Source organism: Pseudomonas sp. SD17-1 (assembly GCF_029201585.1).
Taxonomy (GTDB): Bacteria; Pseudomonadota; Gammaproteobacteria; order Pseudomonadales; family Pseudomonadaceae; genus Aquipseudomonas; species Aquipseudomonas palmensis.
Genome location: NZ_CP104044.1, coordinates 1,647,476 through 1,672,232 on the forward strand (window position 1 = coordinate 1,647,476; position 24,757 = coordinate 1,672,232).

At 63.4% G+C, this 24,757-nt stretch carries 23 protein-coding genes and 1 riboswitch; of the genes, 16 read left to right on the forward strand and 7 right to left on the reverse strand.

Features of this window, described 5'->3' with window-relative positions; translation table 11 throughout:
* Positions 1-579 precede the first annotated feature (579 nt).
* Both N0B28_RS07505 and arfB read left to right on the forward strand, forming a co-directional pair.
* Positions 580-2,001, forward strand: a complete 1,422-nt coding sequence (locus N0B28_RS07505) for an amino acid permease (protein ID WP_043864106.1) — start codon at positions 580-582, stop codon at positions 1,999-2,001.
* Between the two features lie 100 nt (positions 2,002-2,101).
* Positions 2,102-2,515: an alternative ribosome rescue aminoacyl-tRNA hydrolase ArfB gene (arfB, locus tag N0B28_RS07510; protein WP_043864296.1), complete on the forward strand. Its 414-nt coding sequence runs from the start codon at positions 2,102-2,104 to the stop codon at positions 2,513-2,515.
* Here the strand turns inward: arfB and N0B28_RS07515 are convergent.
* From N0B28_RS07515 to phhA, 5 genes are all read right to left on the reverse strand, one after another.
* On the reverse strand, positions 2,509-3,708 hold the full coding sequence (locus tag N0B28_RS07515) for an MFS transporter (RefSeq protein ID WP_058540765.1): 1,200 nt from the start codon (positions 3,706-3,708) through the stop codon (positions 2,509-2,511). The two genes, arfB and N0B28_RS07515, sit on opposite strands and share 7 nt — an antisense overlap.
* A 137-nt stretch (positions 3,709-3,845) precedes the next feature.
* Positions 3,846-3,977 carry a hypothetical protein gene (locus N0B28_RS07520; RefSeq protein ID WP_255002693.1) on the reverse strand — a complete coding sequence of 44 codons (132 nt, stop codon included), beginning with the start codon at positions 3,975-3,977 and terminating at the stop codon, positions 3,846-3,848.
* A 203-nt stretch (positions 3,978-4,180) separates the two neighbouring features.
* On the reverse strand, positions 4,181-5,374 hold the full coding sequence (locus N0B28_RS07525) for an amino acid aminotransferase (RefSeq protein WP_275731283.1): 1,194 nt from the start codon (positions 5,372-5,374) through the stop codon (positions 4,181-4,183).
* Complete coding sequence (locus N0B28_RS07530; protein ID WP_036994257.1) at positions 5,374-5,730, reverse strand: 4a-hydroxytetrahydrobiopterin dehydratase; 357 nt, start codon at positions 5,728-5,730, stop codon at positions 5,374-5,376. Before N0B28_RS07530 ends, N0B28_RS07525 begins: the two co-directional genes overlap by 1 nt.
* 44 nt (positions 5,731-5,774) lie before the next feature.
* Positions 5,775-6,563, reverse strand: coding sequence for a phenylalanine 4-monooxygenase (gene phhA, locus N0B28_RS07535; RefSeq protein ID WP_275731287.1), 789 nt, complete (start codon positions 6,561-6,563; stop codon positions 5,775-5,777).
* Between the two features lie 272 nt (positions 6,564-6,835).
* On the opposite strand from phhA, the gene N0B28_RS07540 reads away from it, so the two are divergent.
* Complete coding sequence (locus N0B28_RS07540) at positions 6,836-8,395, forward strand: sigma-54-dependent phenylalanine hydroxylase transcriptional regulator PhhR (protein ID WP_043860280.1); 1,560 nt, start codon at positions 6,836-6,838, stop codon at positions 8,393-8,395.
* Positions 8,396-8,482: 87 nt separating this feature from the next.
* Here N0B28_RS07540 and N0B28_RS07545 read toward each other — a convergent pair whose 3' ends face one another.
* The gene (locus N0B28_RS07545; protein ID WP_043860281.1) at positions 8,483-8,743 is read right to left on the reverse strand and encodes a DUF2790 domain-containing protein; all 261 of its coding nucleotides are present in this window, start codon (positions 8,741-8,743) and stop codon (positions 8,483-8,485) included.
* A 414-nt stretch (positions 8,744-9,157) separates the two neighbouring features.
* On the opposite strand from N0B28_RS07545, the gene acs reads away from it, so the two are divergent.
* The 13 genes from acs (at position 9,158) to astE (ending at position 23,774) form a co-directional block, all read left to right on the forward strand.
* Positions 9,158-11,119 carry an acetate--CoA ligase gene (acs, locus tag N0B28_RS07550; protein WP_043860282.1) on the forward strand — a complete coding sequence of 654 codons (1,962 nt, stop codon included), beginning with the start codon at positions 9,158-9,160 and terminating at the stop codon, positions 11,117-11,119.
* A gap of 535 nt (positions 11,120-11,654) precedes the next feature.
* Positions 11,655-12,437, forward strand: coding sequence for an ABC transporter substrate-binding protein (locus N0B28_RS07555; RefSeq protein ID WP_275731292.1), 783 nt, complete (start codon positions 11,655-11,657; stop codon positions 12,435-12,437).
* Positions 12,438-12,527: 90 nt separating this feature from the next.
* Positions 12,528-13,217 carry an ABC transporter permease gene (locus N0B28_RS07560; protein WP_054916585.1) on the forward strand — a complete coding sequence of 230 codons (690 nt, stop codon included), beginning with the start codon at positions 12,528-12,530 and terminating at the stop codon, positions 13,215-13,217.
* A complete protein-coding gene (locus tag N0B28_RS07565) occupies positions 13,214-13,912 on the forward strand; it encodes an ABC transporter permease (protein ID WP_054916584.1) in 699 nt (232 codons plus the stop codon). Before N0B28_RS07560 ends, N0B28_RS07565 begins: the two co-directional genes overlap by 4 nt.
* 65 nt (positions 13,913-13,977) lie before the next feature.
* Entirely contained in the window at positions 13,978-14,742 is a 765-nt protein-coding gene (locus tag N0B28_RS07570) for an ATP-binding cassette domain-containing protein (RefSeq protein WP_043860285.1), read from the forward strand.
* A gap of 107 nt (positions 14,743-14,849) precedes the next feature.
* Positions 14,850-15,830: a transcriptional regulator ArgR gene (argR, locus tag N0B28_RS07575; protein WP_043860286.1), complete on the forward strand. Its 981-nt coding sequence runs from the start codon at positions 14,850-14,852 to the stop codon at positions 15,828-15,830.
* 318 nt (positions 15,831-16,148) lie between these two features.
* Positions 16,149-17,369, forward strand: coding sequence for an aspartate aminotransferase family protein (locus N0B28_RS07580; RefSeq protein WP_043860287.1), 1,221 nt, complete (start codon positions 16,149-16,151; stop codon positions 17,367-17,369).
* A 128-nt stretch (positions 17,370-17,497) separates the two neighbouring features.
* Entirely contained in the window at positions 17,498-18,517 is a 1,020-nt protein-coding gene (gene aruF / locus N0B28_RS07585) for an arginine/ornithine succinyltransferase subunit alpha (RefSeq protein ID WP_043860288.1), read from the forward strand.
* Positions 18,518-18,579: 62 nt separating this feature from the next.
* Positions 18,580-19,608 (forward strand): arginine N-succinyltransferase, encoded by a 1,029-nt coding sequence (gene astA / locus N0B28_RS07590; RefSeq protein ID WP_043860289.1) that lies wholly within the window; start codon positions 18,580-18,582, stop codon positions 19,606-19,608.
* Entirely contained in the window at positions 19,605-21,071 is a 1,467-nt protein-coding gene (astD, locus tag N0B28_RS07595; RefSeq protein WP_275732038.1) for a succinylglutamate-semialdehyde dehydrogenase, read from the forward strand. The genes astA and astD overlap by 4 nt, the downstream gene beginning before the upstream one ends.
* A 25-nt stretch (positions 21,072-21,096) precedes the next feature.
* Complete coding sequence (astB, locus tag N0B28_RS07600) at positions 21,097-22,446, forward strand: N-succinylarginine dihydrolase (protein ID WP_253087409.1); 1,350 nt, start codon at positions 21,097-21,099, stop codon at positions 22,444-22,446.
* Positions 22,447-22,460: 14 nt separating this feature from the next.
* A complete protein-coding gene (locus tag N0B28_RS07605) occupies positions 22,461-22,751 on the forward strand; it encodes a hypothetical protein (protein WP_043860292.1) in 291 nt (96 codons plus the stop codon).
* 12 nt (positions 22,752-22,763) lie between these two features.
* Positions 22,764-23,774, forward strand: coding sequence for a succinylglutamate desuccinylase (astE, locus tag N0B28_RS07610; protein WP_104572318.1), 1,011 nt, complete (start codon positions 22,764-22,766; stop codon positions 23,772-23,774).
* A gap of 89 nt (positions 23,775-23,863) precedes the next feature.
* On the opposite strand, the gene N0B28_RS07615 is transcribed toward astE, so the two are convergent.
* Positions 23,864-24,370, reverse strand: coding sequence for a 6,7-dimethyl-8-ribityllumazine synthase (locus N0B28_RS07615; protein WP_043860294.1), 507 nt, complete (start codon positions 24,368-24,370; stop codon positions 23,864-23,866).
* A gap of 93 nt (positions 24,371-24,463) precedes the next feature.
* A riboswitch (FMN riboswitch) is annotated at positions 24,464-24,615 on the reverse strand.
* Positions 24,616-24,757 lie beyond the last annotated feature (142 nt).

Consider the following 24,757-nt stretch of genomic DNA (forward strand, 5'->3'; position numbering starts at 1 on the left):
GGAGGGCCGGCGCAGACACTCCAAGGCAACCAGTGGAAACTTTTTGAACCACGTCGTAAATAATTCGTTACGACTTGTGGCGTACTGATTGGGCAAGCCAGCCCATCCTTCAGGCTGTAAACAAACCTTGCCGAAAACGTCGGCGACGGCCACCTTCCGTCCACGTCAACCTCTTGCCCAACCCCCGCAACCACGGTGTGATAGCCGCCATTGCCAAGTGCAAAAGCCCCGCCGCAGAGCTGGGCAAGCCATAACAAGAAATGGAGGCGCCATGCACGCCGTACACTCCCCCAGGCTCCAGAACCCCCGCCGGACCGCTGCGTCTTGTCATCCGACAGTCACGCAACGTGTTGACCCCTGCGCCAAAGCAAGGGTATACAATGCGCCGCGTTTTAACTGTGACCCAACTGCGTACCGCGCAACCTTGCTGACTCCGGGCTGATTCGCCTCGGGCTGACGCCCGTACCGAAGGCTCTGGTCCAAGACTCCTCAAGGTATACCACCTTGTTAATTCCGCTGCGCCACGAGCGCGGTGGGTCCGATTCCGTCACAGATAAAAACAAACAGGTGACTCCGTTCATGAGTGGACAAAACTCGCATTCAGGTGAGCTCAAGCGTGGCCTGAAAAACCGCCACATCCAGCTGATCGCCCTCGGTGGCGCCATCGGCACCGGCCTGTTCCTGGGTTCGGCCGGGGTGATGCAATCGGCCGGCCCGTCGATGATCCTGGGCTATGCGATCTGCGGCTTCATTGCCTTCCTGATCATGCGCCAGCTGGGCGAGATGATCGTCGAAGAGCCGGTGGCCGGCTCCTTCGCCCACTTCGCCCACAAGTACTGGGGCGGTTTCGCCGGCTTCCTGTCGGGCTGGAACTGCTGGGTGCTGTACATCCTGGTGGGGATGTCGGAGCTGACCGCGGTCGGCAAGTACGTCCACTACTGGTGGCCGGAGATCCCCACCTGGGCCTCGGCAGCCGCATTCTTCATCCTCATCAACGCGATCAACCTGGCCAACGTGAAGGTGTTCGGCGAGGCGGAGTTCTGGTTCGCGATCATCAAGGTGCTGGCCATCGTCGGCATGATCGGCCTGGGCAGCTACCTGCTGGTCAGCGGCAGCGGCGGCCCTGAAGCCTCGGTCACCAACCTGTGGGCCCACGGCGGTTTCTTCCCGCACGGCGTCGGCGGCCTGGTGATGGCCATGGCGATCATCATGTTCTCCTTCGGCGGCCTGGAAATGCTCGGTTTCACCGCAGCCGAGGCCGACAAGCCGAAGACCGTGATCCCCAAGGCGATCAACCAGGTCATCTACCGCATCCTGATCTTCTACATCGGTGCCCTGGTGGTGCTGCTGTCGCTGACCCCGTGGGACAGCCTGGTCAGCAGCCTGACCAGCTCGGGCGATGCCTACAGCGCCAGCCCGTTCGTGCAGGTGTTCTCGCTGCTGGGCAGCAACACCGCAGCGCATATCCTCAACTTCGTGGTGCTGACCGCGGCGCTGTCGGTGTACAACAGCGGCACCTACTGCAACGCGCGCATGCTCTACGGCATGGCCGAGCAGGGTGATGCGCCGGCCAGCCTGGCCAAGATCGACAAGCGTGGCGTGCCGGTACGCTCGATTCTGGCGTCGGCAGCCGTTACCGTGGTGGCGGTGCTGCTCAACTACCTGATGCCGCACAGCGCCCTGGAGCTGCTGATGTCGCTGGTGGTGGCGACCCTGGTGATCAACTGGGCGATGATCAGCTACTCGCACCTCAAGTTCCGCCAGCACATGGACCGTACCGGTCAGAAGTCGCTGTTCCGCGCGCTGATCTACCCCTACGGCAACTACCTCTGCCTGGCGTTCGTGGTGTTCATCCTGGGCATCATGCTGCTGATGCCGGGCATCCGTGTATCGGTGTACGCGATTCCGGTATGGCTGGTGGTGATGTGGGGCTTCTACTGGCTCAAGAGCAAGCGCAGCGCCAACGGCGCCCCTGCAGTGCCGAGCGCCGCCCTCAAGTAAGCGCAGGATGCTGCAATGAAAGCCCGGCCTTGTGCCGGGCTTTTTGGTTTTGTGCACCAGGGCGGGTATCCTGAAGGCCAATTCGCGCAAAGCCAGGCCCATGCTGATCATTTCCAACGCCGTGCACATTCCCGATGACGAGATCGAATTGAACGCCATTCGCGCCCAGGGCGCCGGTGGGCAGAACGTCAACAAGGTCTCCAGCGCCGTGCACCTGCGCTTTGACATCAATGCCTCCTCACTGCCGCCGTTTCACAAGGAGCGGTTGCTGGGCCTGCGTGACAGCCGGATCACCAGCGACGGGGTGATCGTGCTCAAGGCCCAGCAATACCGTACCCAGGAGCAGAACCGGGCCGACGCCCTGGAGCGCTTGCGCGAACTGATTCTGGCGGCGGTGAAGGTCGAGAAGGCGCGGCGGCCTACGCGCCCGACCCTGGGCTCCAAGACCCGTCGCCTGGAGTCAAAGAGCAAGCGCGGGGCGATCAAGGCCGGGCGCGGCAAGATCGACTACTGAAGCGTGTGGCGTACCGGGTTCAGTCGTGCCTGGCGGTACAGGTAAAGGCTGAGCAGCAGGCCGCACAAGGCGGCGATTGCCGCAAACAGAAAGATCGAGGCAAAGCCGAAACCTGCCGCCACGGCCCCCGCCAGTGGTCCAGTGATACCCAGCGACAGGTCGATGAACAGTGAGTAGGCCCCCACCGCGGCACCGCGGTTGGCCGCCGGCACCAGATTGACCGCCTCTACCCCCAGCGCCGGGAATACCAGCGAAAAGCCGAAGCCGCTCAGTGCCGCACCGGCCAGTGCCAGTTCGGCGCTGGGGGCCAGCCACAGCAGCAACAGGCCGATCGTCTCCACGCTCAGGCAGGCAATGGCGACACGGTAGCCGCCCAGACGGTTGATCAGGTTGCCGAACAGCAGGCGTGCGCTGATGAAGCTGGCGCCGAACAGGCTCAGGCACAGCGCGGCGTTGTGCCAGGACTGGCTGGCGTAGTACAGGGTAATGAAGGTGGCGATGGTGCCAAAGCCGATCGAGCCCAGCGCCAGCCCCGAGCCATGCCCGAACACCCGCCCCAGCACGTGCAGAAACGGCATGCGCACGCCACTGACGATCGGCGCCGCCTGCTTGGGCCAGGCCAGCGCCAGGCCTGCCGCGCACAGCAGCAGGATGCTCACGCCCATGCTCCACAGCCCCAGCTGCTGTACCAGCACCACCCCCAGCGGTGCGCCGATGGCCAGCGCGCCGTAGCTGGCGATGCCGTTCCAGGAGATCACCTTGGCGGTGTGCTGCGCGCCCACCCGGCCGATGCCCCAGCCGATGGCGCCCGAACCCACCAGGCTTTCGGCGCTGCCCAGCACCAGGCGCCCCACCAGCAGGCTGGTCAGGCTCATCCAGGGCGTGGCCTGCAGCCAGGCGGCCAGCAACATGAACACGCCGCTCAGGCCGCAGCCGGCCAGGCCGTACATCACCGCACGCTTGCAGCCCTGATTGTCGATGAGGCGGCTGGCATAGGGGCGGCTGAGCAGGGTGGCGAGGTATTGCACGCTGATCACCAGGCCGGCGACCACGGCGCCGAACCCCAGGGTGTCGTGCACGAAGCCGGGCAGCACGGCCAGGGGAATGCCGATGTTGAGGTAGCCGATGAAGGTGAACAGCACGATGGAGACGACTTGCAGGGTGACCGCCAGGGGGCGCGGTGTGACAGGCATGGAAGGTCCGGGAGGTGACGGGCTGGAGTGCCTATCATAGACCTGTGGAGCGCGGGGAGGGTTCTTGGCGGTGTGAAAACCCGTTGCCGGGGTCGTCCCCTGTCGTAGTGGTTTTCACACGCCGGGTAGTGCGCGGTTTATTCCTGTTCGGCGCTCGGGGTTTCGTCGCCATCGGAATCTGCCACGTGGGCAGGTTCGGCGCTGAGAGGAGCAGCAGGCTGCTCGGCTTGGTTCAGGCTTGGGAAGGGAAGATTCGGGATTTCATGCATCTCGTCGTTCCTCGCAAGTTTATAAGGTGGAAAGGCTGCGCAAGGCGCGCTTGGCTTCGATAAAGCCTGGGCAGGATACAGGAGTCTGGATGACAGTATGAATTTTCCTGCTGATTGGTGGCCTTCAGCGGCTTCGCCGGCACGGCCAGCGCCTACACGGATCGACGTCGTCCCTGTAGGAGCCGGCCTTGCCGACGAAGGCTTCAGCGACAGACGTCCGCGATGGCCGCCGCCAGCACCTGCAGCCTGGCCGCATCCGCCCCGGCGATGTTCGCCCGCCCGGTACCGACCATGTACACACTGTGCTTCTCGCGCAGTTGCGTCACTTGCTGCGGTGAGAGGCCGGTGTAGGAGAACATTCCGCGTTGCGCGGCGATATGCGCGAACCGCTCGCTCAGCCCATGGGGCTGCAGCGCCTCGACCAGGCCGACCCGCAGCATGGCGATGCGCTGGCGCATGGCGTCGACTTCGTCGGCCCACAGGCGCTTGAGCGCCGGATCGCCAAGAATCGTCGCCACCACCGCCGCGCCATGGTCTGGCGGCGTCGACCACAGGTTGCGTGCAATCGATGCCAGCTGACTGCGCACATCCTGCAGCTTTTCGGCGCTGTCGGCGCATACCAGCAGCGCACCGGTGCGCTCGCGGTACAGGCCGAAGTTCTTCGAGCACGAACTGGTCACCAGCAGCTCCGGCAGGGCCTGGGCAAACAGCCTCACGGCCCAGGCATCCTGCTCCAGCCCGTCACCGAAGCCCTGGTAGGCGAAGTCGATCAGCGGCAGCAGTTCGCGGCGCTTGACCACTTCCAGCACCGCCTGCCAGTCCTGCTTCGACAGGTCGAAGCCGGTGGGGTTGTGGCAGCAGGCGTGCAGCAGCACCACGTCGCCCGTGGGCACCGATTCCAGTGCCGCGAGCATGCCGGTCACGTTCAGGCGGTTGTCTGCGCCCACATAGGGGTAGTGGCTGACCTTCAGGCCGGCACTGGCGAACAGCGTTTCGTGGATCGGCCAGGTCGGGTCGCTCAGCCAGATGCCACGCCCTGGCAGGCACTGGCGGATGAACTCCGCCGCCAGTCGCAGTGCGCCGGTGCCGCCCGGGGTTTGCGTGGCGCCTGCGCGCCGGGCTGCGAGCAGTGGCGCGTCGTCACCGAGTACCAGTTGCGCGATCAGTTGTCCGAAGGCTGCATCCCCGTGACCGCCTACGTAGCTCTTGCTGGTCTGGCCGTCGAGCAGGCGCTGTTCGGCCAGCTTGACCGCCCTGGGCACCGGGGTAAGGCCGTGGGCGTCCTTGAACACGCCAACCCCCAGGTCGAACCTGTCGGGGTTGGTGTCCCTGGCGTACGCCTCCATCAGCCCCAGAATCGGGTCGCCCGGCACGCGCGCGATGGCGCCGAAGTGCATTACTTGCGACCTTCTGCGGTGCTGGCGACCTCATCGGTGCGCGCGGCCATGATGAAGTCGTTGCGGTGCAGGCCCTTGATCGAGTGGCTCCACCAGGTCACGGTGACCTTGCCCCACTCGGTCAGCAGGCCAGGGTGATGGCCTTCGGCTTCGGAGATCTCGCCCACTGCGTTGGTGAACGCCAGGGCATGTTTGAAATTCTTGAACAGGAACACTTTTTCCAGCTGCATGATGCCGTCGCGCACTTCGATGTTCCAATCCGGGATCTGCTTGATCAGTACCGGCAGTTCTTCGTCGCTGACCTGTGGGGCGTCGGCACGGCAGGCTTCGCAATGGGCTTGGTTCAAGGCGTTCATAGGTGATTCTTCCGCAAGTGGTTGTTATAGGTGTACAGGGTGGCTCAAGCGGCCACCTTGGGGGGGAATTTGGGGGCGTACAGGCCCAGCTGCATGGCGCGTTGAACCATGCCCATGATGTCTTCGTGGGCCAGGTCGAACAAGCGCTTGAGCTGCGGCAGGGCGAAGTACACCGGCTGCAGGATATCGATGCGATACGGCGTGCGCATGGCCTCGAGCGGATCGAAGGCCTGGTGTTCCGGTTCGTCGGACAGGCTGTAGACGGTTTCCTTGGGCGAGGAGAGGATGCCGCCGCCGTAGATCCTGCGGCCCTGCGGGGTGTCCACCAGACCGAACTCGATGGTCATCCAGTACAGGCGGGCCAGGTAGACGCGCTGTTCCTTGGTCGCGGCCAGGCCGAGTTTGCCGTAGGTGTGGGTGAATTCGGCAAACCAGGGGTTGGTCAGCAGCGGGCAGTGGCCGAAGATCTCGTGAAAGATGTCGGGCTCTTGCAGATAGTCGAGTTCTTCTTCGGTGCGAATGAAGGTGGCCACCGGAAAGCGCTTGCTGGCCAGCAGTTCGAAGAAGGTCTGGAAGGGGATCAGGGCCGGCACGCGGGCAACTTGCCAGCCGGTGGTGGCGCCCAGTACCTGGTTGATCTCGCTCAGTTGCGGAATGCGGTCATGAGGCAGGTTCAGTTGTTCAATGCCGTCCAGGTACTCCTGGCACGCGCGCCCCTCGATCACCTTCAGCTGGCGGGTGATCAGGGTATTCCACACCGCATGTTCCTGCGGCGGGTAATCGATAAAACCCTGCGCATCGGGCTCGCGGGCCACGTAGTGCGTCTGTTTCATGCTGCTCTCCTGATGAGGGCCTTTATTGTTATAGGGTGGCTTTCGCCATGCCCTAGGAATACCCCCTCACCCTGGTGTTTGCATCCCGTTGCCTCGTGCCCGGCGGGCGGTTCAACCGTATTTTTGTAACGCAGATTTTACGGTGGTGCCGAAGTGCCGAGAAAACGCAGGTGCTGGTAGCTGTGAATCCGCCTTTTTGTAACGTATTCTTTACGAGAATTCATGCCGTTGTGCAGATAGTTGGCCTCGTCTTCTTGTTTGTAGGACCTTTCATGCGTATCAAAGTGCACTGCCAGAACCGCATCGGTATCTTGCGCGACATGCTCAACCTGCTGGTCGAGTACGGGATCAACGTGGCCCGCGGCGAGGTGGGGGGCGAGCATGGCAATGCCATCTACCTGCACTGCCCGAACCTGATCAACCTGCAGTTCCAGGCGCTGCGCCCCAAGTTCGAAGCCATTACCGGTGTGTTCGGGGTCAAGCGGGTGGGCCTGATGCCCAGCGAGCGCCGGCACATGGAGCTCAATGCCTTGCTGGGTGCGCTGGATTTTCCGGTGCTGTCGATCGACATGGGGGGCTCGATCGTCGCGGCCAACCGTTCGGCGGCGCAGTTGCTCGGGGTACGGGTGGACGAAGTGCCGGGCATTGCATTGTCGCGGTATGCCGAGGATTTCGACCTGCCGGAGTTGGTGCGGGCCAACAAGTCACGCATCAACGGCTTGCGGGTGAAGATCAAAGGCGATGTGTTCCTGGCCGATATCGCACCGCTGCAGTCCGAGCACGATGACAGCGAGGCGCTGGCAGGGGCCGTGCTGACCCTGCACCGGGCTGACCGCATCGGCGAACGCATCTACAACGTGCGCAAGCAGGAGCTGCGTGGGTTCGACAGCATTTTCCAGAGCTCCAGGGTGATGGCGGCGGTGGTGCGCGAGGCACGTCGCATGGCGCCGCTGGATGCGCCACTGCTGATCGAGGGCGAAACCGGTACCGGCAAGGAGCTGCTGGCCCGTGCCTGCCACCTGGCCAGTCCGCGTGGGCAGGCGCCGCTGATGGCGCTCAACTGTGCCGGGCTGCCCGAGTCGATGGCCGAGACCGAGCTGTTCGGCTACGGGCCGGGGGCGTTCGAAGGCGCCCGCGCCGAGGGCAAGCTTGGCCTGCTGGAACTGACCGCGGGCGGCACGCTGTTTCTCGACGGCGTGGGTGAGATGAGCCCGCGCCTGCAGGTGAAGCTGTTGCGCTTTCTGCAGGACGGTTGCTTTCGCCGGGTGGGCAGTGACGAGGAGGTGTACCTGGATGTGCGGGTGATCTGCGCGACCCAGGTGGACTTGTCGGAGTTGTGCGCCCGCGGCGAGTTTCGCCAGGACCTGTATCACCGCCTCAACGTGCTGTCGCTGCACATTCCACCGCTGCGCGAATGCCTGGACGGCCTGGCGCCGCTGGTGGAGCATTTTCTCGACCAGGCCAGCCGCCAGATCGGCTGCCCGTTGCCGAGCCTGGCACCGGCGGCGATGGAGCGCCTGAGCCAATACCATTGGCCGGGCAACGTGCGGCAACTGGAGAACGTACTGTTCCAGGCGGTTTCATTGTGCGACGGCGGGGTGGTCAAGGCCGAGCATATTCGCCTGCCCGATTATGGCGCGCGCCAACCTTTGGGCGAGTTTTCCCTGGAAGGTGACTTGTCGCAAATAGTCGGTCGTTTCGAAAAAGCCGTACTTGAAAGTTTGCAGGGTGAATTCCCCAGTAGCAGAGCACTGGGTAAACGCCTGGGCGTTTCGCATACCACCATTGCCAACAAGTTGCGTGATTACGCAATCGGCAAAGTTGTGGAGTGACTTGAAAGGCGGGGAAGTTACTGTTTGCAGCGAGGGTGCGCCTCGTCGACACAAGGCCCGAGGCGCAACTACCGTCAGTGTGCTCTATCAGCCGTTGGAGCACCCGTTACCCATGACGCGGTATTCGAGAATGTGCTTCTGGCCTTGGGAGTCCTCGTAGGTCATGCGGGCCGGAACCACTTCGCAGACGTTCGGGACTTCGGTCATGGAAATGACTTTGGCGATGTCCAGATGTTGCGAGTAACTGTATTGTTCAACCGGAATCTGCTCGGCGGAAACATCTGCAACTTCAGCCGCCATGGCCGATGCGCAAAAACTACCGAGTGCCAATACCAGTAAAGCTTTCATCTTCAAGTTACCTGTCTAAGGTCGTAAGGGGTCACGCTGCGCTTGTGGCGCGGCGTGTGCAGCAAGTTGAAACTTTCAGGGTTATCGCGGGATTAACATGCCTTCGTGGGGGCTGTTACCAGTTAATTCGCGTTGCCGTTGCTGGCGAGGTGAATTCTAGGAGTGTGGCGGGCCCCGAAACAGAGCCCGTTTTGATAAACACTGTTGGCGGAAACTGTAACAATCAGTTGAAATTTCACCTCGGGATTTATTTTTCTATCTGTTGCCGCGCTGGAACGCCCGTGCCAGAGCGGTCGGCGCGCAGTGTTGGACCAAATGAAGGTCCCGTTACTACCAACGTCGAATGGCCCTTGGCGCTCTGGTACAGTTAAAACGAGGTCATACAAAAACAACTATTACACCGAGGTAACAAAGATGAGTGCGGCTCCCCTGTATCCCGTGCGTCCCGAGGTTGCGGCCAACACGCTGACCGACGAGGCGACCTACAAGGCCATGTACCAGCAGTCGGTGATCAACCCTGACGGCTTCTGGCGCGAGCAAGCTCAGCGCCTCGAGTGGATCAAGCCCTTCACCAAGGTCAAGCAGACCTCGTTCGACGACCACCATGTCGACATCAAGTGGTTTGCCGACGGCACTCTGAACGTTTCCTACAACTGCCTGGACCGTCACCTGGCCGAGCGTGGCGATCAGCTGGCGATCATCTGGGAAGGCGACGACCCTTCCGAGCACCGCAACATCACCTATCGCGAACTGCACGAGCAGGTCTGCAAGTTCGCCAACGCCCTGCGTGGCCAGGACGTGCACCGCGGCGACGTGGTGACCATCTACATGCCGATGATTCCCGAAGCCGTGGTCGCCATGCTGGCGTGCGCGCGTATCGGCGCGATCCACTCGGTGGTGTTCGGCGGCTTCTCGCCCGAGGCGCTGGCCGGGCGCATCATCGACTGCAAGTCCAAGGTCGTGATCACCGCCGACGAAGGGCTGCGTGGCGGGCGTCGTACCGCACTCAAGGCCAACGTCGACCTGGCGCTGACCAACCCGGAAACCGCCAGCGTGCAGAAGATCATCGTGTGCAAGCGCACTGGTGGCGACATTGCCTGGCACCAGCACCGCGACATCTGGTACGAAGACCTGATGAAAGTGGCTTCTGCCCACTGCGCGCCGAAAGAGATGGGCGCCGAAGAAGCGCTGTTCATCCTCTATACCTCCGGCTCCACCGGCAAGCCCAAGGGCGTGCTGCACACCACTGGCGGCTACCTGGTGTACGCCTCGCTGACCCATGAGCGCGTGTTCGACTATCGCCCTGGTGACGTGTACTGGTGCACCGCCGACGTGGGCTGGGTAACCGGTCACAGCTACATCGTCTATGGCCCGCTGGCCAACGGCGCCACCACCCTGCTGTTCGAAGGCGTGCCGAACTACCCGGACATCACCCGTGTGGCGAAGATCGTCGACAAGCACAAGGTCAACATCCTCTACACCGCGCCCACCGCCATTCGCGCGATGATGGCCGAAGGTCAGGCGGCCATGAAGGATGCCGACGGTTCGAGCCTGCGCCTGCTGGGCTCGGTAGGCGAGCCGATCAACCCTGAAGCCTGGAACTGGTACCACACCACCGTGGGCAAGGAGCGTTGCCCGATCGTCGACACCTGGTGGCAGACCGAGACCGGCGGCATCCTGATCAGCCCGCTGCCGGGCGCCACTGCGCTCAAGCCGGGCTCGGCCACCCGTCCGTTCTTCGGCGTGGTGCCGGCGCTGGTGGACAACCTGGGCAACCTGATCGACGGCGCCGCCGAGGGCAACCTGGTGATCCTCGATTCGTGGCCGGGCCAGTCGCGTTCGCTGTACGGCGATCACGACCGTTTCGTCGACACCTACTTCAAGACCTTCCGCGGCATGTACTTCACCGGTGACGGCGCGCGCCGCGACGAAGACGGCTACTACTGGATCACCGGCCGGGTCGACGACGTACTCAACGTCTCGGGCCACCGCATGGGGACCGCCGAGATCGAGAGCGCCATGGTTGCGCATCCGAAGGTCGCCGAGGCGGCGGTCGTCGGTGTGCCGCATGATCTGAAGGGGCAGGGCATCTATGTCTACGTCACGCTCAACGGTGGCGAGGAGCCGAGCGAAGCATTGCGTCTGGAGCTGAAGAACTGGGTGCGCAAGGAGATCGGGCCGATCGCCTCGCCAGACGTGATCCAGTGGGCACCAGGGCTGCCTAAAACCCGCTCGGGCAAGATCATGCGCCGTATCCTGCGCAAGATCGCCACGGCCGAGTACGACGGCCTGGGCGACATCTCGACGCTGGCCGACCCGGGTGTGGTGCAGCACCTGATCGACACGCACAAGTCGATGAACCTGGCGTCGGCCTGAGTCATCGCCGGCAGGCCGGCCCTTGTAGGGGTCGGCCTGCCGGCGATAGGGCCGGTTGGCTGTCAGCACAAAGCCCCGCACTGCGGGGCTTTTTCATGCCTGTTACGCCGACTTTCATCGGTAACCTTTTCTGTCACCGGTTTCGCACACAAACGGGGCATTGGGAAACGCCGCCGCCCGATCCGGGCGCATCCACCACGCCAATTTTGCATGGCTGCCACGCTGCACTTGCCGGATTACAAGGCTTTGCCAATAATGGGCGCGGTTATTGCTTGATTGATAGGTTATTTGTCTCTCGCTTTTGCATATTCCGCGAAAGCTGTCAATATCTCCGACCCTGACTTCCGGCGCTTCTGTAACTAGTTGTCGCATTGAAGAAATATCGGGTTCGGAGCTGTCGCTAAAATGCCAATCACTCGCTCGTGATGCCTCGACCCTGTTTCGTCGAGCCCTGCGCAGCTCGCGTTGTACCCATTCGCAACGTCGACGGCCAATCGGCCTGTCACGTATTGCCCTTTACCGATGGAGTTCCCAGATGAAGAAACTCGCACTGCTTGGCGCCCTGGCGCTGTCCGTGTTTTCCCTGGCATCGCTGGCTGATGAAAAACCACTGAAGATCGGCATCGAGGCCGCCTACCCACCGTTCGCTTCCAAGGCGCCGGACGGCGGCATCGTGGGCTTCGACTACGACATCGGCAACGCGCTGTGTGCAGAGATGAAGGTCAAGTGCGTTTGGGTCGAGCAGGAATTCGACGGCCTGATCCCGGCGCTCAAGGTGCGCAAGATCGACGCCATCCTGTCGTCCATGTCGATCACCGATGATCGCAAGAAGTCCGTGGACTTCACCAAGCGCTACTACCTCACGCCGGCCCGCCTGGTGATGAAGGACGGTACCACCGTCAGCGACAGCCTGGACGAACTCAAGGGCAAGAAGATCGGCGTTCAGCGTGGCTCGATCCACGACCGTTTCGCCAAGGAAGTGCTGGCCCCCAAAGGCGCCACCATCGTTCCCTACGGCACCCAGAACGAAATCTACCTGGACGTTGCCGCCGGTCGTCTGGATGGCACCGTGGCCGATGCGACCCTGCTCGAAGACGGCTTCCTCAAGACCGACGCCGGCAAGGGCTATGCATTCGTAGGCCCGTCCTTCACCGACGCCAAGTACTTCGGTGACGGTATCGGTATCGCCGTGCGCAAGGGCGACGCCCTGAAGGACAAGATCAACACCGCCATCGACGGCATCCGTGCCAATGGCGAGTACAAGAAGATCCAGGACAAGTACTTCAACTTCGACATCTACGGCCCTGACGCGCAGTAATCCGTCGACGTTTCACCTGTTCAATGGTGCAAGCAGCAGAAGCGCTGAGGTTTGCACCATTTTTTCATCCCTAAGGTCGAGGACCTCAACATGTTGAAAGGCTACGGGGCAGTCATCCTCGATGGAGCATGGCTGACGCTACAGCTCGCCTTGTCGTCCATGGCCCTGGCCATCGTACTGGGCCTGATCGGCGTGGCGCTGCGGCTGTCGCCGGTGCGCTGGCTGGCCTGGCTGGGCGACCTGTACGCCACGGTGATCCGCGGGATCCCCGACCTGGTGCTGATCCTGCTGATCTTCTACGGCGGTCAGGACCTGCTCAACCGCGTCGCACCCTTGCTCGGTTTCGACGATTACATCGACCTCAATCCGCTGATGGCGGGTATCGGTACCCTGGGCTTCATCTTTGGTGCATACCTGTCCGAAACCTTCCGCGGCGCTTTCATGGCCATCCCCAAGGGGCAGGCCGAAGCCGGCATGGCCTATGGCATGAGCGGCCTGCAGATCTTCTTCCGGGTGCTGGTGCCGCAGATGATTCGCCTGGCGATCCCTGGCTTCACCAACAACTGGCTGGTACTGACCAAGGCCACCGCACTGATTTCGGTGGTGGGCCTGCAAGACATGATGTTCAAGGCCAAGCAGGCGGCGGACGCGACCCGCGAGCCGTTCACGTTCTTCCTGGCGGTCGCGGCGTTGTACCTGGTGATCACCAGCGTCTCGTTGCTGGCCCTGCGTTACCTCGAGAAACGCTACTCGGTTGGCGTAAAGGCGGCTGATCTATGATTTTCGATTACAACGTCATCTGGGAAGCCATGCCGCTGTACCTGAGCGGCATGCTGACCACGCTCAAGCTGCTGGCGCTGTCGTTGCTGTTCGGCCTGCTGGTGGCAGTGCCGCTGGGCCTGATGCGGGTGTCCAAGCAGCCGCTGGTGAACATGAGCGCCTGGCTCTACACCTACGTGATTCGTGGCACGCCGATGCTGGTGCAGCTGTTTCTGATCTATTACGGGCTGGCCCAGTTCGAGGCGGTGCGCGAGAGCTTCCTGTGGCCGTGGCTGTCCAGTGCGACCTTCTGTGCGTGCCTGGCCTTTGCCATCAATACCAGTGCCTACACCGCCGAGATCATCGCCGGCAGCCTCAAGGCCACGCCCCACGGCGAGATCGAAGCGGCCAAGGCGATGGGCATGTCGCGGGTCAAGATGTACCGCCGCATCCTGCTGCCCTCGGCCCTGCGCCGGGCGCTGCCGCAGTACAGCAATGAAGTGATCATGATGCTGCAGACCACCAGCCTGGCGTCGATCGTGACCCTGATCGACATCACCGGTGCGGCGCGCACGGTCAATGCCCAGTACTACCTGCCGTTCGAGGCGTACATCACCGCCGGTGTGTTCTACCTGTGCCTGACCTTCATTCTGGTGCGCCTGTTCAAGCTGGCTGAACGCCGCTGGCTCGGCTACCTGGCGCCGCGCAAGGGCTGAGCCCGGCGGCAACTTTTTCGCCCCGGGCGCAGGCCCGGGACTGACGCTTTGTGAGAACCGACAGCATGTACAAACTCGAAGTCCAAGACCTGCACAAACGCTATGGCAGTCACGAAGTGCTCAAGGGTGTGTCCCTGGCGGCCAAGGCGGGCGATGTGATCAGCATCATCGGCTCCAGCGGCTCGGGCAAGAGCACCTTCCTGCGCTGCATCAACCTGCTCGAGCAGCCGCATGCCGGCAAGATCCTGCTCAACAACGAAGAGTTGAAGCTGGTGGCGAACAAGGACGGCGCGCTGAAGGCGGCCGACCCCAAGCAGTTGCAGCGCATGCGCTCGCGCCTGTCGATGGTGTTCCAGCACTTCAACCTGTGGTCGCACATGACTGCGCTGGAGAACATCATCGAGGCACCGGTGCACGTGCTGGGCATGAGCCGCAAGGACGCGCTGGAAAAGGCCGAGCACTACCTGGCCAAGGTCGGTGTGTCCCATCGCAAGGATGCCTACCCGGGCCATATGTCCGGTGGTGAGCAGCAGCGTGTGGCGATTGCCCGTGCACTGGCGATGGAGCCTGAAGTGATGCTGTTCGACGAGCCGACCTCGGCGCTGGACCCGGAGCTGGTGGGCGATGTGCTCAAGGTGATGCAGGCGCTGGCCCAGGAAGGCCGCACCATGGTTGTGGTGACCCACGAGATGGGCTTCGCCCGCGAGGTGTCCAACCAGCTGGTGTTCCTGCACAAGGGTGTGGTCGAAGAGAGCGGCAACCCGCGTGAAGTGCTGGTCAATCCGCAGTCCGAGCGGTTGCAGCAGTTCCTGTCCGGCAGCCTGAAATAATCGACCGTGCTACAGTTCGAGGCTGCCGCTTTGCACCAGAATAGGGCATGCTGCGCCTCGATCGAGGCTTTTCTCCCAGACTCCTCTCAGGTTTCGGACCTTACCCAATGACCACCCAGCGAATCGGTTTTCTCCTCTGGCCCAGCACCAAGGCCTTGACCCTGGCGCTGGCCGAAGAGGTCTTGCGGGTGGCCCAGAAGGTGCACCCCGAAGTGGTCTACGAGCTGCTGTTCCTGCAGGCCGAACCTGCGCCGGAGGGCGCCTGGCGCTTGCCTGGCGAAGCCTGGGTGGGGCGGCTGGAAGGTTGCCAGAAGCTGTTTCTGCTGGCCGATGAGCCGCCGCAGGCGGTAGGTGCGGCGCTGGGCAGCGCGCTCAAGCAACTGGTGCGCTCGGGGTGCGTGGTGGGCGGTCTTTCGGCAGGTGTATATCCGCTGGCCCAGCTGGGCCTGCTGGATGGTTATCGCGCCGCGGTGCACTGGCGCTGGCAGGATGACTTCGCCGAGCGCTTCCCCAAGGTCATCGCCACCAGCCACCTGTTCGACTGGGATCGCGATCGGCTGACCGCCTGTGGTGGCATGTCGGTACTGGACCTGCTGCTGGCCGTGCTGGCCCGTGACCATGGCGCCGAGCTTGCCGGTGCGGTGTCCGAAGAGCTGGTGGTCGAGCGCATTCGCGAGGGGGGCGAGCGTCAGCGCATCCCGCTGCAGAATCGCCTGGGCTCCAGCCATCCGAAGCTGACCCAGGCGGTGCTGCTGATGGAGGCCAATATCGAAGAGCCGTTGACCACCGACGAGATTGCCCAGCATGTGTGCGTATCGCGCCGGCAGCTGGAGCGGATCTTCAAGCAGTACCTCAATCGGGTACCCAGCCAGTATTACCTGGAGCTGCGCTTGAACAAGGCGCGCCAGATGCTGATGCAGACCAGCAAGTCGATCATCCAGATCGGCCTGTCGTGCGGGTTCTCGTCGGGGCCGCATTTTTCCAGCGCGTACCGCAACTTCTTTGGCGCAACGCCACGCGAAGACCGCAACCAGCGCCGCAGCAACAGCCCGTTCGAGTTGTCGTCGGCGCCTGCCGAGCGCGGCTGATTCGGTAGCGCAGCGCGACCTTCGGCGGCAAACCAGCGCCCGCAGCGTCGAAGGGGGCTGCACCGGCCCGAGGGCGCTGGCTTGCCAGCGAAGAAGCCCCCGCAAATCCGTGCGTGACACAATCTCCCCGCCAGCACCGCGCACCGTTTAAACTGCGCCTTTGCGACCCTATTTGTCGCATTGCCGAAAGCCTTGGCAAAACAGGGTTTGGCGCTATAAGAAGTTGTCGCTTGGCGGCAAGGCCGGGCGTTCATCAGTCCTTACAATCCCCCCATCGCTCGCCAGTTCCAGGCAGGCGTTCCTCTTCAGGAGACTCCGATGTCCGTTGAGCAAGCTCCGGTGCAACGCGCCGATTTCGACCAGGTAATGGTCCCCAACTATGCGCCGGCCGCTTTCATCCCCGTGCGTGGCCAGGGCTCCCGTGTATGGGACCAGGCGGGGCGCGAGCTGATCGATTTCGCTGGCGGCATCGCCGTAAACGTCCTGGGGCACGCCCACCCGGCGCTGGTCGGTGCGCTGACCGAGCAGGCCAACAAGCTGTGGCACGTGTCCAACGTGTTCACCAACGAGCCAGCCCTGCGTCTGGCCCACAAGCTGGTCGACGCCACCTTTGCCGAGCGTGCGTTCTTCTGCAACTCCGGCGCCGAGGCCAACGAGGCCGCCTTCAAGCTGGCCCGTCGTGTCGCCCACGACCGCTTCGGCCCTGAAAAGCACGAGATAATCGCTACCGTGAACAGCTTCCACGGTCGCACCCTGTTCACCGTGAGCGTCGGTGGCCAGCCCAAGTACTCCGACGGCTTCGGCCCTAAGATCACCGGCATCAGCCATGTGCCGTACAACGACCTCGAAGCGCTCAAGGCGCAGATCAGCGACAAGACCTGCGCGGTGGTGATCGAGCCGATCCAGGGCGAGAGCGGCGTGGTGCCGGCCGACAAGGCCTATCTGCAAGGCGCGCGCGAGCTGTGCGACAAGCACAACGCACTGCTGATCTTCGACGAAGTGCAGACCGGCGTCGGCCGTACCGGCGAGCTGTTCGCCTACATGCACTACGGTGTGACCCCCGACATCCTGACCAGCGCCAAGAGCCTGGGCGGCGGTTTCCCGATTGCCGCGATGCTGACCACCGAAGCGCTGGCCAAGCACCTGGCCGTGGGCACCCACGGCACCACCTATGGCGGCAACCCGTTGGGCTGCGCCGTGGCCTCTGCGGTGCTGGATGTGGTCAATACCCCTGAAGTGCTGGCGGGCGTCAAGGCCAAGCACGAGCGCTTCAAGGCGCGCCTGGAGAAGATCGGCCAGCAGTACGGCCTGTTCACCCAGGTCCGCGGCCTGGGCCTGCTGATCGGTTGCGTGTTGTCCGATGCCTGGAAGGGCAAGGCCAAGGACGTGTTCAACGCTGCCGAGAAAGAAGGCCTGATGGTTTTGCAGGCCGGCCCGGACGTGGTGCGTTTCGCCCCCAGCCTGGTGGTGGAAGATGCCGACATCGATGAAGGCCTGGACCGCTTCGAACGCGCTGCCGCTGCACTGACCAAGGCCTGATACCGGCCTGCGGTCCTTCGCTGGCCCCGGTGGCCAGCGAACCGATTCTGGTGGCCCGTGCCCGTGGCACGTGCCGCTTCTTCTGCGCCGGCAGCTGTCGGCCCGATTTTCCCTAAAGGAGTGACACCATGCTGGTGATGCGCCCCGCGCAAATGGCTGACCTGGGTGAAGTGCAGCGTCTGGCCGCGGACAGTCCCATCGGTGTCACGTCCCTGCCGGATGATGCCGGTCGCCTGGGCGACAAGATCGCCGCGTCCGAAACCTCCTTTGCCGCCGAAGTGAGCTTCAATGGCGAGGAGAGCTACTTCTTCGTGCTCGAAGACAGCGAGACCGGCAAGCTGGTCGGCTGTTCGGCCATCGTGGCCTCGGCCGGCTATTCCGAGCCGTTCTACAGTTTTCGCAACGAGACCTTCGTGCACGCCTCGCGCGAGCTGAAGATCCACAACAAGATCCATGTGCTGTCGCAGTGTCACGACCTGACCGGCAACAGCCTGCTGACCAGCTTCTACGTGCTGCCCGAACTGGTGGGCACCGGCTGGGCCGAGCTCAATTCCCGCGGCCGGCTGCTGTTCATGGCAGCGCACCCGGAGCGGTTTGCCGATTCGGTGGTGACCGAGATCGTCGGCTACAGCGACGAGCATGGCGACTCGCCGTTCTGGGATGCCATCGGGCGCAACTTCTTCGACCTCAACTACGCTGCCGCCGAGCGCCTGTGCGGGCTCAAGAGCCGTACCTTCCTTGCCGAGCTGATGCCGCATTACCCCATCTATGTGCCCCTGCTGCCGGATGCCGCGCAGGAGGCCATGGGCCAGGTGCACCCGCGCGCGCAGATCACCTTCGACATCCTGATGCGCGAAGGCTTCGAGACCGATCACTACATCGACATCTTCGACGGTGGGCCGACCCTGCATGCGCGAGTGTCCGGCATCCGCTCCATCGCCCAGAGCCGGCTGGTGCCGGTCAAGCTGCAGGAGCAGGCCGTCAAGGGTGGGCGCCCGTACCTGGTATCCAACGGCCAGTTGCAGGATTACCGCGCCGTGATGCTGGAGCTGGACTGGGCCCCTGGCAAGCCAGTGCAGCTGGACCTGGCCGCCGCCGAGGCGCTGGGAGTGGGTGAGGGCGCCAGCGTGCGCCTGGTCGCGGTCTGATTGCCTGGCTACCCCAGGTCGAGTTTCGCAGGGGCCAGCAGGCACCTGCCCGAGGAGATAGCATGATTGTTCGTCCCGTACGCAGCAGCGACCTACCGGCGCTGATCGAGCTGGCGCGCAGCACCGGCACCACCGGCCTGACCACTCTGCCGGCCAACGAAGAGCGCCTGGCCCACCGGGTGGGCTGGGCCGAGAAGACCTTCCGCGGCGAAGCCGAGCGTGGCGATGCCGACTACCTGTTCGTGCTCGAGAACGACGAAGGCGAAGTGGTGGGCATTTCGGCCATCGCCGGTGCCGTTGGGCTGCGTGAACCCTGGTACAACTACCGGGTGGGCCTGACCGTCAGCGCGTCCCAGGAACTGGACATCTACCGCGAGATCCCCACGCTGTTTCTGGCCAACGACCTGACCGGCAACTCCGAGTTGTGCTCCCTGTTTCTGCGCAGCGACTACCGCAGTGGCCTCAATGGTCGTCTGCTGGCCAAGGCTCGCCTGCTGTTCATTGCCGAATTCAGCGAACTGTTCGGCAACAAGATCATTGCCGAAATGCGCGGCATGTCCGACGAGCAGGGCCGTTCGCCCTTCTGGGAGAGCCTGGGCCGACACTTCTTCAAGATGGAGTTCAGCCAGGCCGACTACCTGACCGGGGTCGGCAACAAGGCGTTCATCGCCGAGCTGATGCCCAAGTTCCCGCTGTACACCTGCTTTCTGTCCGAGGCGGCGCGCAATGTGATCGGGCGCGTGCACACCGATACCGAACCGGCGCTGGCCATGCTGCAGAGCGAAGGCTTCAGCTATCAGGGCTACGTCGACATCTTCGACGCGGGCCCGGCGGTCGAGTGCCAGACCAGCAAGATTCGCGCGGTTCACGACAGCCAGGCCCTGGTGCTGGCGATCGGCACGCCGGGCGACGATGCCACCCCTTTCATCATCCACAACCGCAAGCGCGAGGACTGCCGTATCACCGCAGCGCCCGCGCGCTTGGCTGCGGGCACCCTGGTGGTCGACCCGCTGACGGCCAAGCGCCTGCGCCTGAGCGCCGGTGACCAGGTACGTGCGGTGCCACTGTCCGCAGCACGGGAGGCCAAATAATGACCACGCACTACATTGCCGGTACATGGCAGGCCGGCCAGGGCGAGGCCCTGCAGTCGCTGAACCCGGTCAGCCAGCAGGTGATCTGGCAGGGCCAGGGCGCCGACGCGGGGCAGGTCGAGGCCGCGGTACAGGCTGCGCGTCAAGCCTTTGCTGGCTGGGCTCGCCAACCGCTGGAGGCGCGTATCAGCGTGCTCGAAGCCTTTGCCGCGAGCCTCAAGGCCCACGCCGATGAACTGGCCCGCTGCATCGGCGAAGAAACCGGCAAGCCGCTGTGGGAGGCCACCACCGAAGTAACCAGCATGGTCAACAAGGTGGGCATTTCGGTGCAGAGCTACCGCGAACGTACCGGCGAGAAGAGCGGCCCGCTGGCTGACGCCACGGCGGTACTGCGGCACAAGCCCCACGGTGTGGTGGCGGTGTTCGGCCCGTACAACTTCCCGGGCCACCTGCCCAACGGGCATATCGTGCCGGCGCTACTGGCCGGTAACAGCGTGGTGTTCAAGCCCAGCGAGCTCACGCCGAAAGTGGCCGAGCTGACGCTCAGGTGCTGGATCGAGGCCGGGCTGCCGGCTGGCGTGCTCAACCTGGTGCAGGGGGCGCGGGAAACCGGCGTGGCCCTGGCGGCCAACCCCGGCATCGACGGCCTGTTCTTCACCGGCTCCAGCCGCACCGGCAACCTGCTGCACCAGCAGTTCTCGGGGCGCCCGGACAAGATCCTGGCCCTGGAGATGGGGGGCAACAACCCCCTGGTGGTCGATCAGGTGCAGGACCTGGACGCTGCGGTATACACCATCATCCAGTCTGCCTTCATTTCCGCCGGCCAGCGCTGCACCTGTGCACGCCGCCTGCTGGTACCCCAAGGCGAATGGGGCGACACCCTGCTGGCGCGGCTGGTGGCCGTCAGCCGGAACATTTCGGTGGGCGCGTTCGATCAGCAGCCGGCGCCGTTCATGGGCTCGGTGATCTCCCTGGGGGCAGCCCGCGCGCTGCTCGATGCCCAGGCCCAGTTGCTGGCCAGCGGCGCACAGTCGCTGCTGCCGATGACCCAGCCACAGGCCGATGCGGCGTTGCTGACCCCGGGAATCATCGACGTGACCTCGGTGGCCGAGCGCCCGGATGAGGAGTTCTTCGGGCCGCTGCTGCAGGTTATCCGCTACAGCGATTTCGATGCCGCGATCCGCGAAGCCAACAACACCCAGTACGGCCTGGCCGCAGGGCTATTGTCCGATTCCGAGGCGCGCTACCAGCAGTTCTGGCTGGAAAGCCGCGCCGGTATCGTCAACTGGAACAAGCAACTGACCGGTGCCGCCAGCAGCGCACCGTTCGGTGGTGTCGGGGCCAGTGGCAACCATCGGGCGAGCGCCTATTACGCGGCCGACTACTGCGCCTACCCGGTGGCGTCGCTGGAGGCATCCAGCCTTGTGCTGCCCGCCACGCTGACGCCCGGCGTCACCCTATAACAACAGCTTCACGGAGCCTTAGCCGATGAAATCATTTGAAGTGAATTTTGATGGCCTGGTGGGGCCGACGCACAACTACGGCGGGCTGTCCTACGGCAACGTTGCTTCGCAGAGCAACAGCCAGCAGGCATCCAACCCGCGTGAAGCGGCGCGCCAGGGCCTGGCGAAGATGAAGGCGCTGATGGAGATGGGCTTTGTGCAGGGTGTACTGGCCCCGCAGGAGCGCCCGGATGTGGCTGCGCTGCGTCGCCTGGGCTTTGGCGGCAGCGATGCGCAGGTCATCGAGCGGGCGGCCAGGGAGGCGATGCCGTTGCTGGTCGCCAGTTGCTCGGCGTCCAGCATGTGGGTGGCCAACGCCGCCACGGTCAGTCCGAGCGCCGATACGGCCGATGGACGCGTGCACTTCACGGCGGCCAACCTGAACTGCAAGTATCACCGCAGTATCGAGCACCCGACCACCAGTCGTGTGCTGGGCGCGATGTTCGCCAATGCGCAGCACTTTGCCCACCATGCCGCGTTGCCGGCGGTGGCGCAGTTCGGTGACGAAGGTGCTGCCAACCACACGCGCTTCTGCCGTGCCTATGGCGAACCGGGCGTGGAGTTCTTCGTGTTCGGGCGCAGTGCGTTCGATGCGCGCTACCCGGCGCCGCACAAATACCCGGCCCGCCAGACCCTGGAGGCTTCCCAGGCGGTTGCCCGGCTGCATGGCCTGAGTGCCGACGGCGTGGTCTATGCTCAGCAGAACCCTGCCGTGATCGACCAGGGCGTGTTTCACAACGATGTGATCGCGGTGGGCAACGGCGAGGTGCTGTTCTATCACGAGGACGCCTTCCTCGACACCGAAGCGGTGCTGGCCGAGCTGCAGGCTAAACTGGCCGGATGTGGCGGCAAGTTCAAGGCCATCTGCGTGCCGCGGGCCCAGGTGACGGTCGAGGACGCCGTGCGTTCGTATCTGTTCAACAGTCAGTTGCTGTCCCGTGAAGACGGTTCGATGCTGCTGATCGTGCCGGAGGAATGCCGCAACAACGAGCGGGTCTGGGCCTATCTGTCGGCCTTGACCGGCCAGGGCGGGCCGGTGACCGAGGTCAAGGTCTTCGACCTCAAGCAGAGCATGCAGAATGGCGGCGGCCCCGCGTGCCTGCGTTTGCGCGTGGCGCTCAACGAAACGGAACTGGCGGCCGTCAACCCAGGGGTTATCATGACCGCGCCGCTGTACGACACCCTGACCCAATGGGTCGACAGGCACTACCGCGACAGCCTGAGCGAACGCGACCTGGCTGACCCGCAGCTGTTGCTGGAATGTCGTACGGCACTGGATGAGCTGACCCAGATCCTCAAGCTGGGTTCGGTGTATCCGTTCCAACTCCAACCTTGAAAGAGAACTCGATTATGTCCGACGCCCTGCAGCTGATCCTCGAAGATGAAGATGGCACCCAGCTGGAAACTTCCTGCACCCGTTTTGCCGTGCTGTGGCAAGGCAAGGAAGTGTGGATTCAGCAGGATGGCCGCGGCCAGCTGCTGATCGGTGTCGATGTTGAAGAAGGCGACGCCGAGTATGCCAACCTGCTGCTGCGCCCGCTGGCCACCAACCTGGTGAGCCTGCAGCTGGAAATGGAGCCGGCCGATGCTGGCGAAGATGACGACCACGTCCATGGCCCCGATTGCGGGCATCACCACTAAGGAACACCGCCCATGCTCGCCCTCGGCAAACTGCTTGAACTGACCCTTGCCGGTCGTGAACCGGCAGAGAAGACCCAGCTGACTGTCGAAGGCGTGCGCATGCGCTGGCTCGACGAGGGGGCGCTTGAAGTGACCCCGCCCGAGGGGCGTGACGATGGCATGGACCTGCTGCTGTCTGCGGGCATTCATGGCAACGAGACTGCACCGATCGAGTTGCTCGACGAACTCCTGCATGGCATTGCCAGGGGGGAGATCAAGCCGCGGGCGCGTGTGCTGTTCCTGTTCGGCAACCCCGAGGCGATGCGCACGGGCGCGCGGTATATCGAGCACGACGTCAACCGTCTGTTCAACCGGCGTCATGAGCAGTCCAGTGGTGTCGAGGCATTGCGTGCCTGTGCGCTGGAGCGTCTGGCAACGGCCTTTTTTTTCTATAAAGAGGGCCGTACCCGCCTGCACTATGACCTGCACACCGCCATTCGCGGCTCCAAGATCGAGCAGTTTGCGCTGTATCCCTACAAGGAAGGCCGTCAGCACTCGCGTCGGGAACTGGCTCGCTTGCGCGCCGCCGGCATGCAGGCTGTGCTGCTGCAGAGCAAGCCTTCGATCACCTTTACCGCATTCACCTACGAAACCCTGGGGGCCGAAGCGTTCACCCTCGAGCTGGGCAAGGCGCGGCCGTTCGGCCAGAACGGCGAGATCAAACTCGGCAAGCTCGAAGCGCGGCTCAGGGCGATCATCGAGGGTAACGAGCCGGCTGAAGATGAAGGGATCGGCGGGCTACAACTGTTCAGCGTCGCGCGCGAGATCATCAAGCACAGCGACAGCTTCCACCTGCACCTGCCGGCGGATATCGAGAACTTTTCCGAGCTTTCCAGAGGGTATCTGCTGGCCGAGGACCTGGCCGAGACGCGCTGGGTTGTCGAGGAGGAGGGCGCGCGGATCATTTTCCCGAACCCCAAGGTGAAGAACGGGCTGCGTGCGGGGATGCTGATCGTGCCTGCGTCGGATGAGCAGTTGGGCTGAAGATGAAACACCTTCGCCGGCAAGGCCGGCTGCTACAGGTGTCGCGCATCCCGTAGCAGCCGGCCCTGCCGGCGAAAGGGGCAGTGCAATCAGCCCGCCATCTTCTGCGGTACTTCATTGCGGCGCAGCGAGCGCAGCTTGAGCAGGGTGTCGGCGCACGTCACTGCCGCTTCGGCGCCCTTGTGCACGAAGTGATCGAAGAAGAACTTCTGGTGCTCGTCGCCGGCATGGAAGTGATGCGGGGTCAGTACCACCGAGAACACCGGCACTTCGGTTTCCAGCTGCACCTGCATCAGGCCGCTGATCACCGACTGGGCGACGAACTCATGGCGGTACAGGCCGCCGTCGACCACCAGGCCTGCAGCCACGATGCCGGCGTAACGGCCGCTGCGGGCCAGCAGCTTGGCGTGCAGCGGGATTTCGAAGGCACCGCCGACTTCATAGAAGTCGATATCGCTCAGCTGATAGCCTTGCTTGGCCATCTCTTCGACGAAACCCTTGCGGCTCTGGTCAACAATATCCTTGTGCCAGCAGGCCTGGACGAAGGCGATGCGATCGTTGTGATGGCCTTTGCTGTCGATTGGGGTAGCTTGCATTGAAACGAACTCCTGTTTGTATGAGAAACAGGGCAGTGGATCGAAGGGGATTGTCGTTGCGCAGATGTGCAGACGCAGGCACTCGCGTGCCTATCCCGCTCTCTCTTTATCCGGACTATGACCGTCGGCCCCGGAATCACACCGGGTCTGCTGACCTTGCAGGGTTGCCTGCAAGCGCTCGCGGGCTATGCGCAATGGGCGCAATTACCGCCGGTGGGGAATTGCACCCCGCCCTGAGAACGTGCCGCCAGTGGCTGGCGACGCACACGTTGTAGCATAGATGTCGGCAGAACGTATAGCCTGCTAAGCAAACCGCGCCGGATGAAGGTCATTTCATCCTCAAATGGCGGTTGGCGATGTATAAACTCACTGCACCTCGTGTTAAGG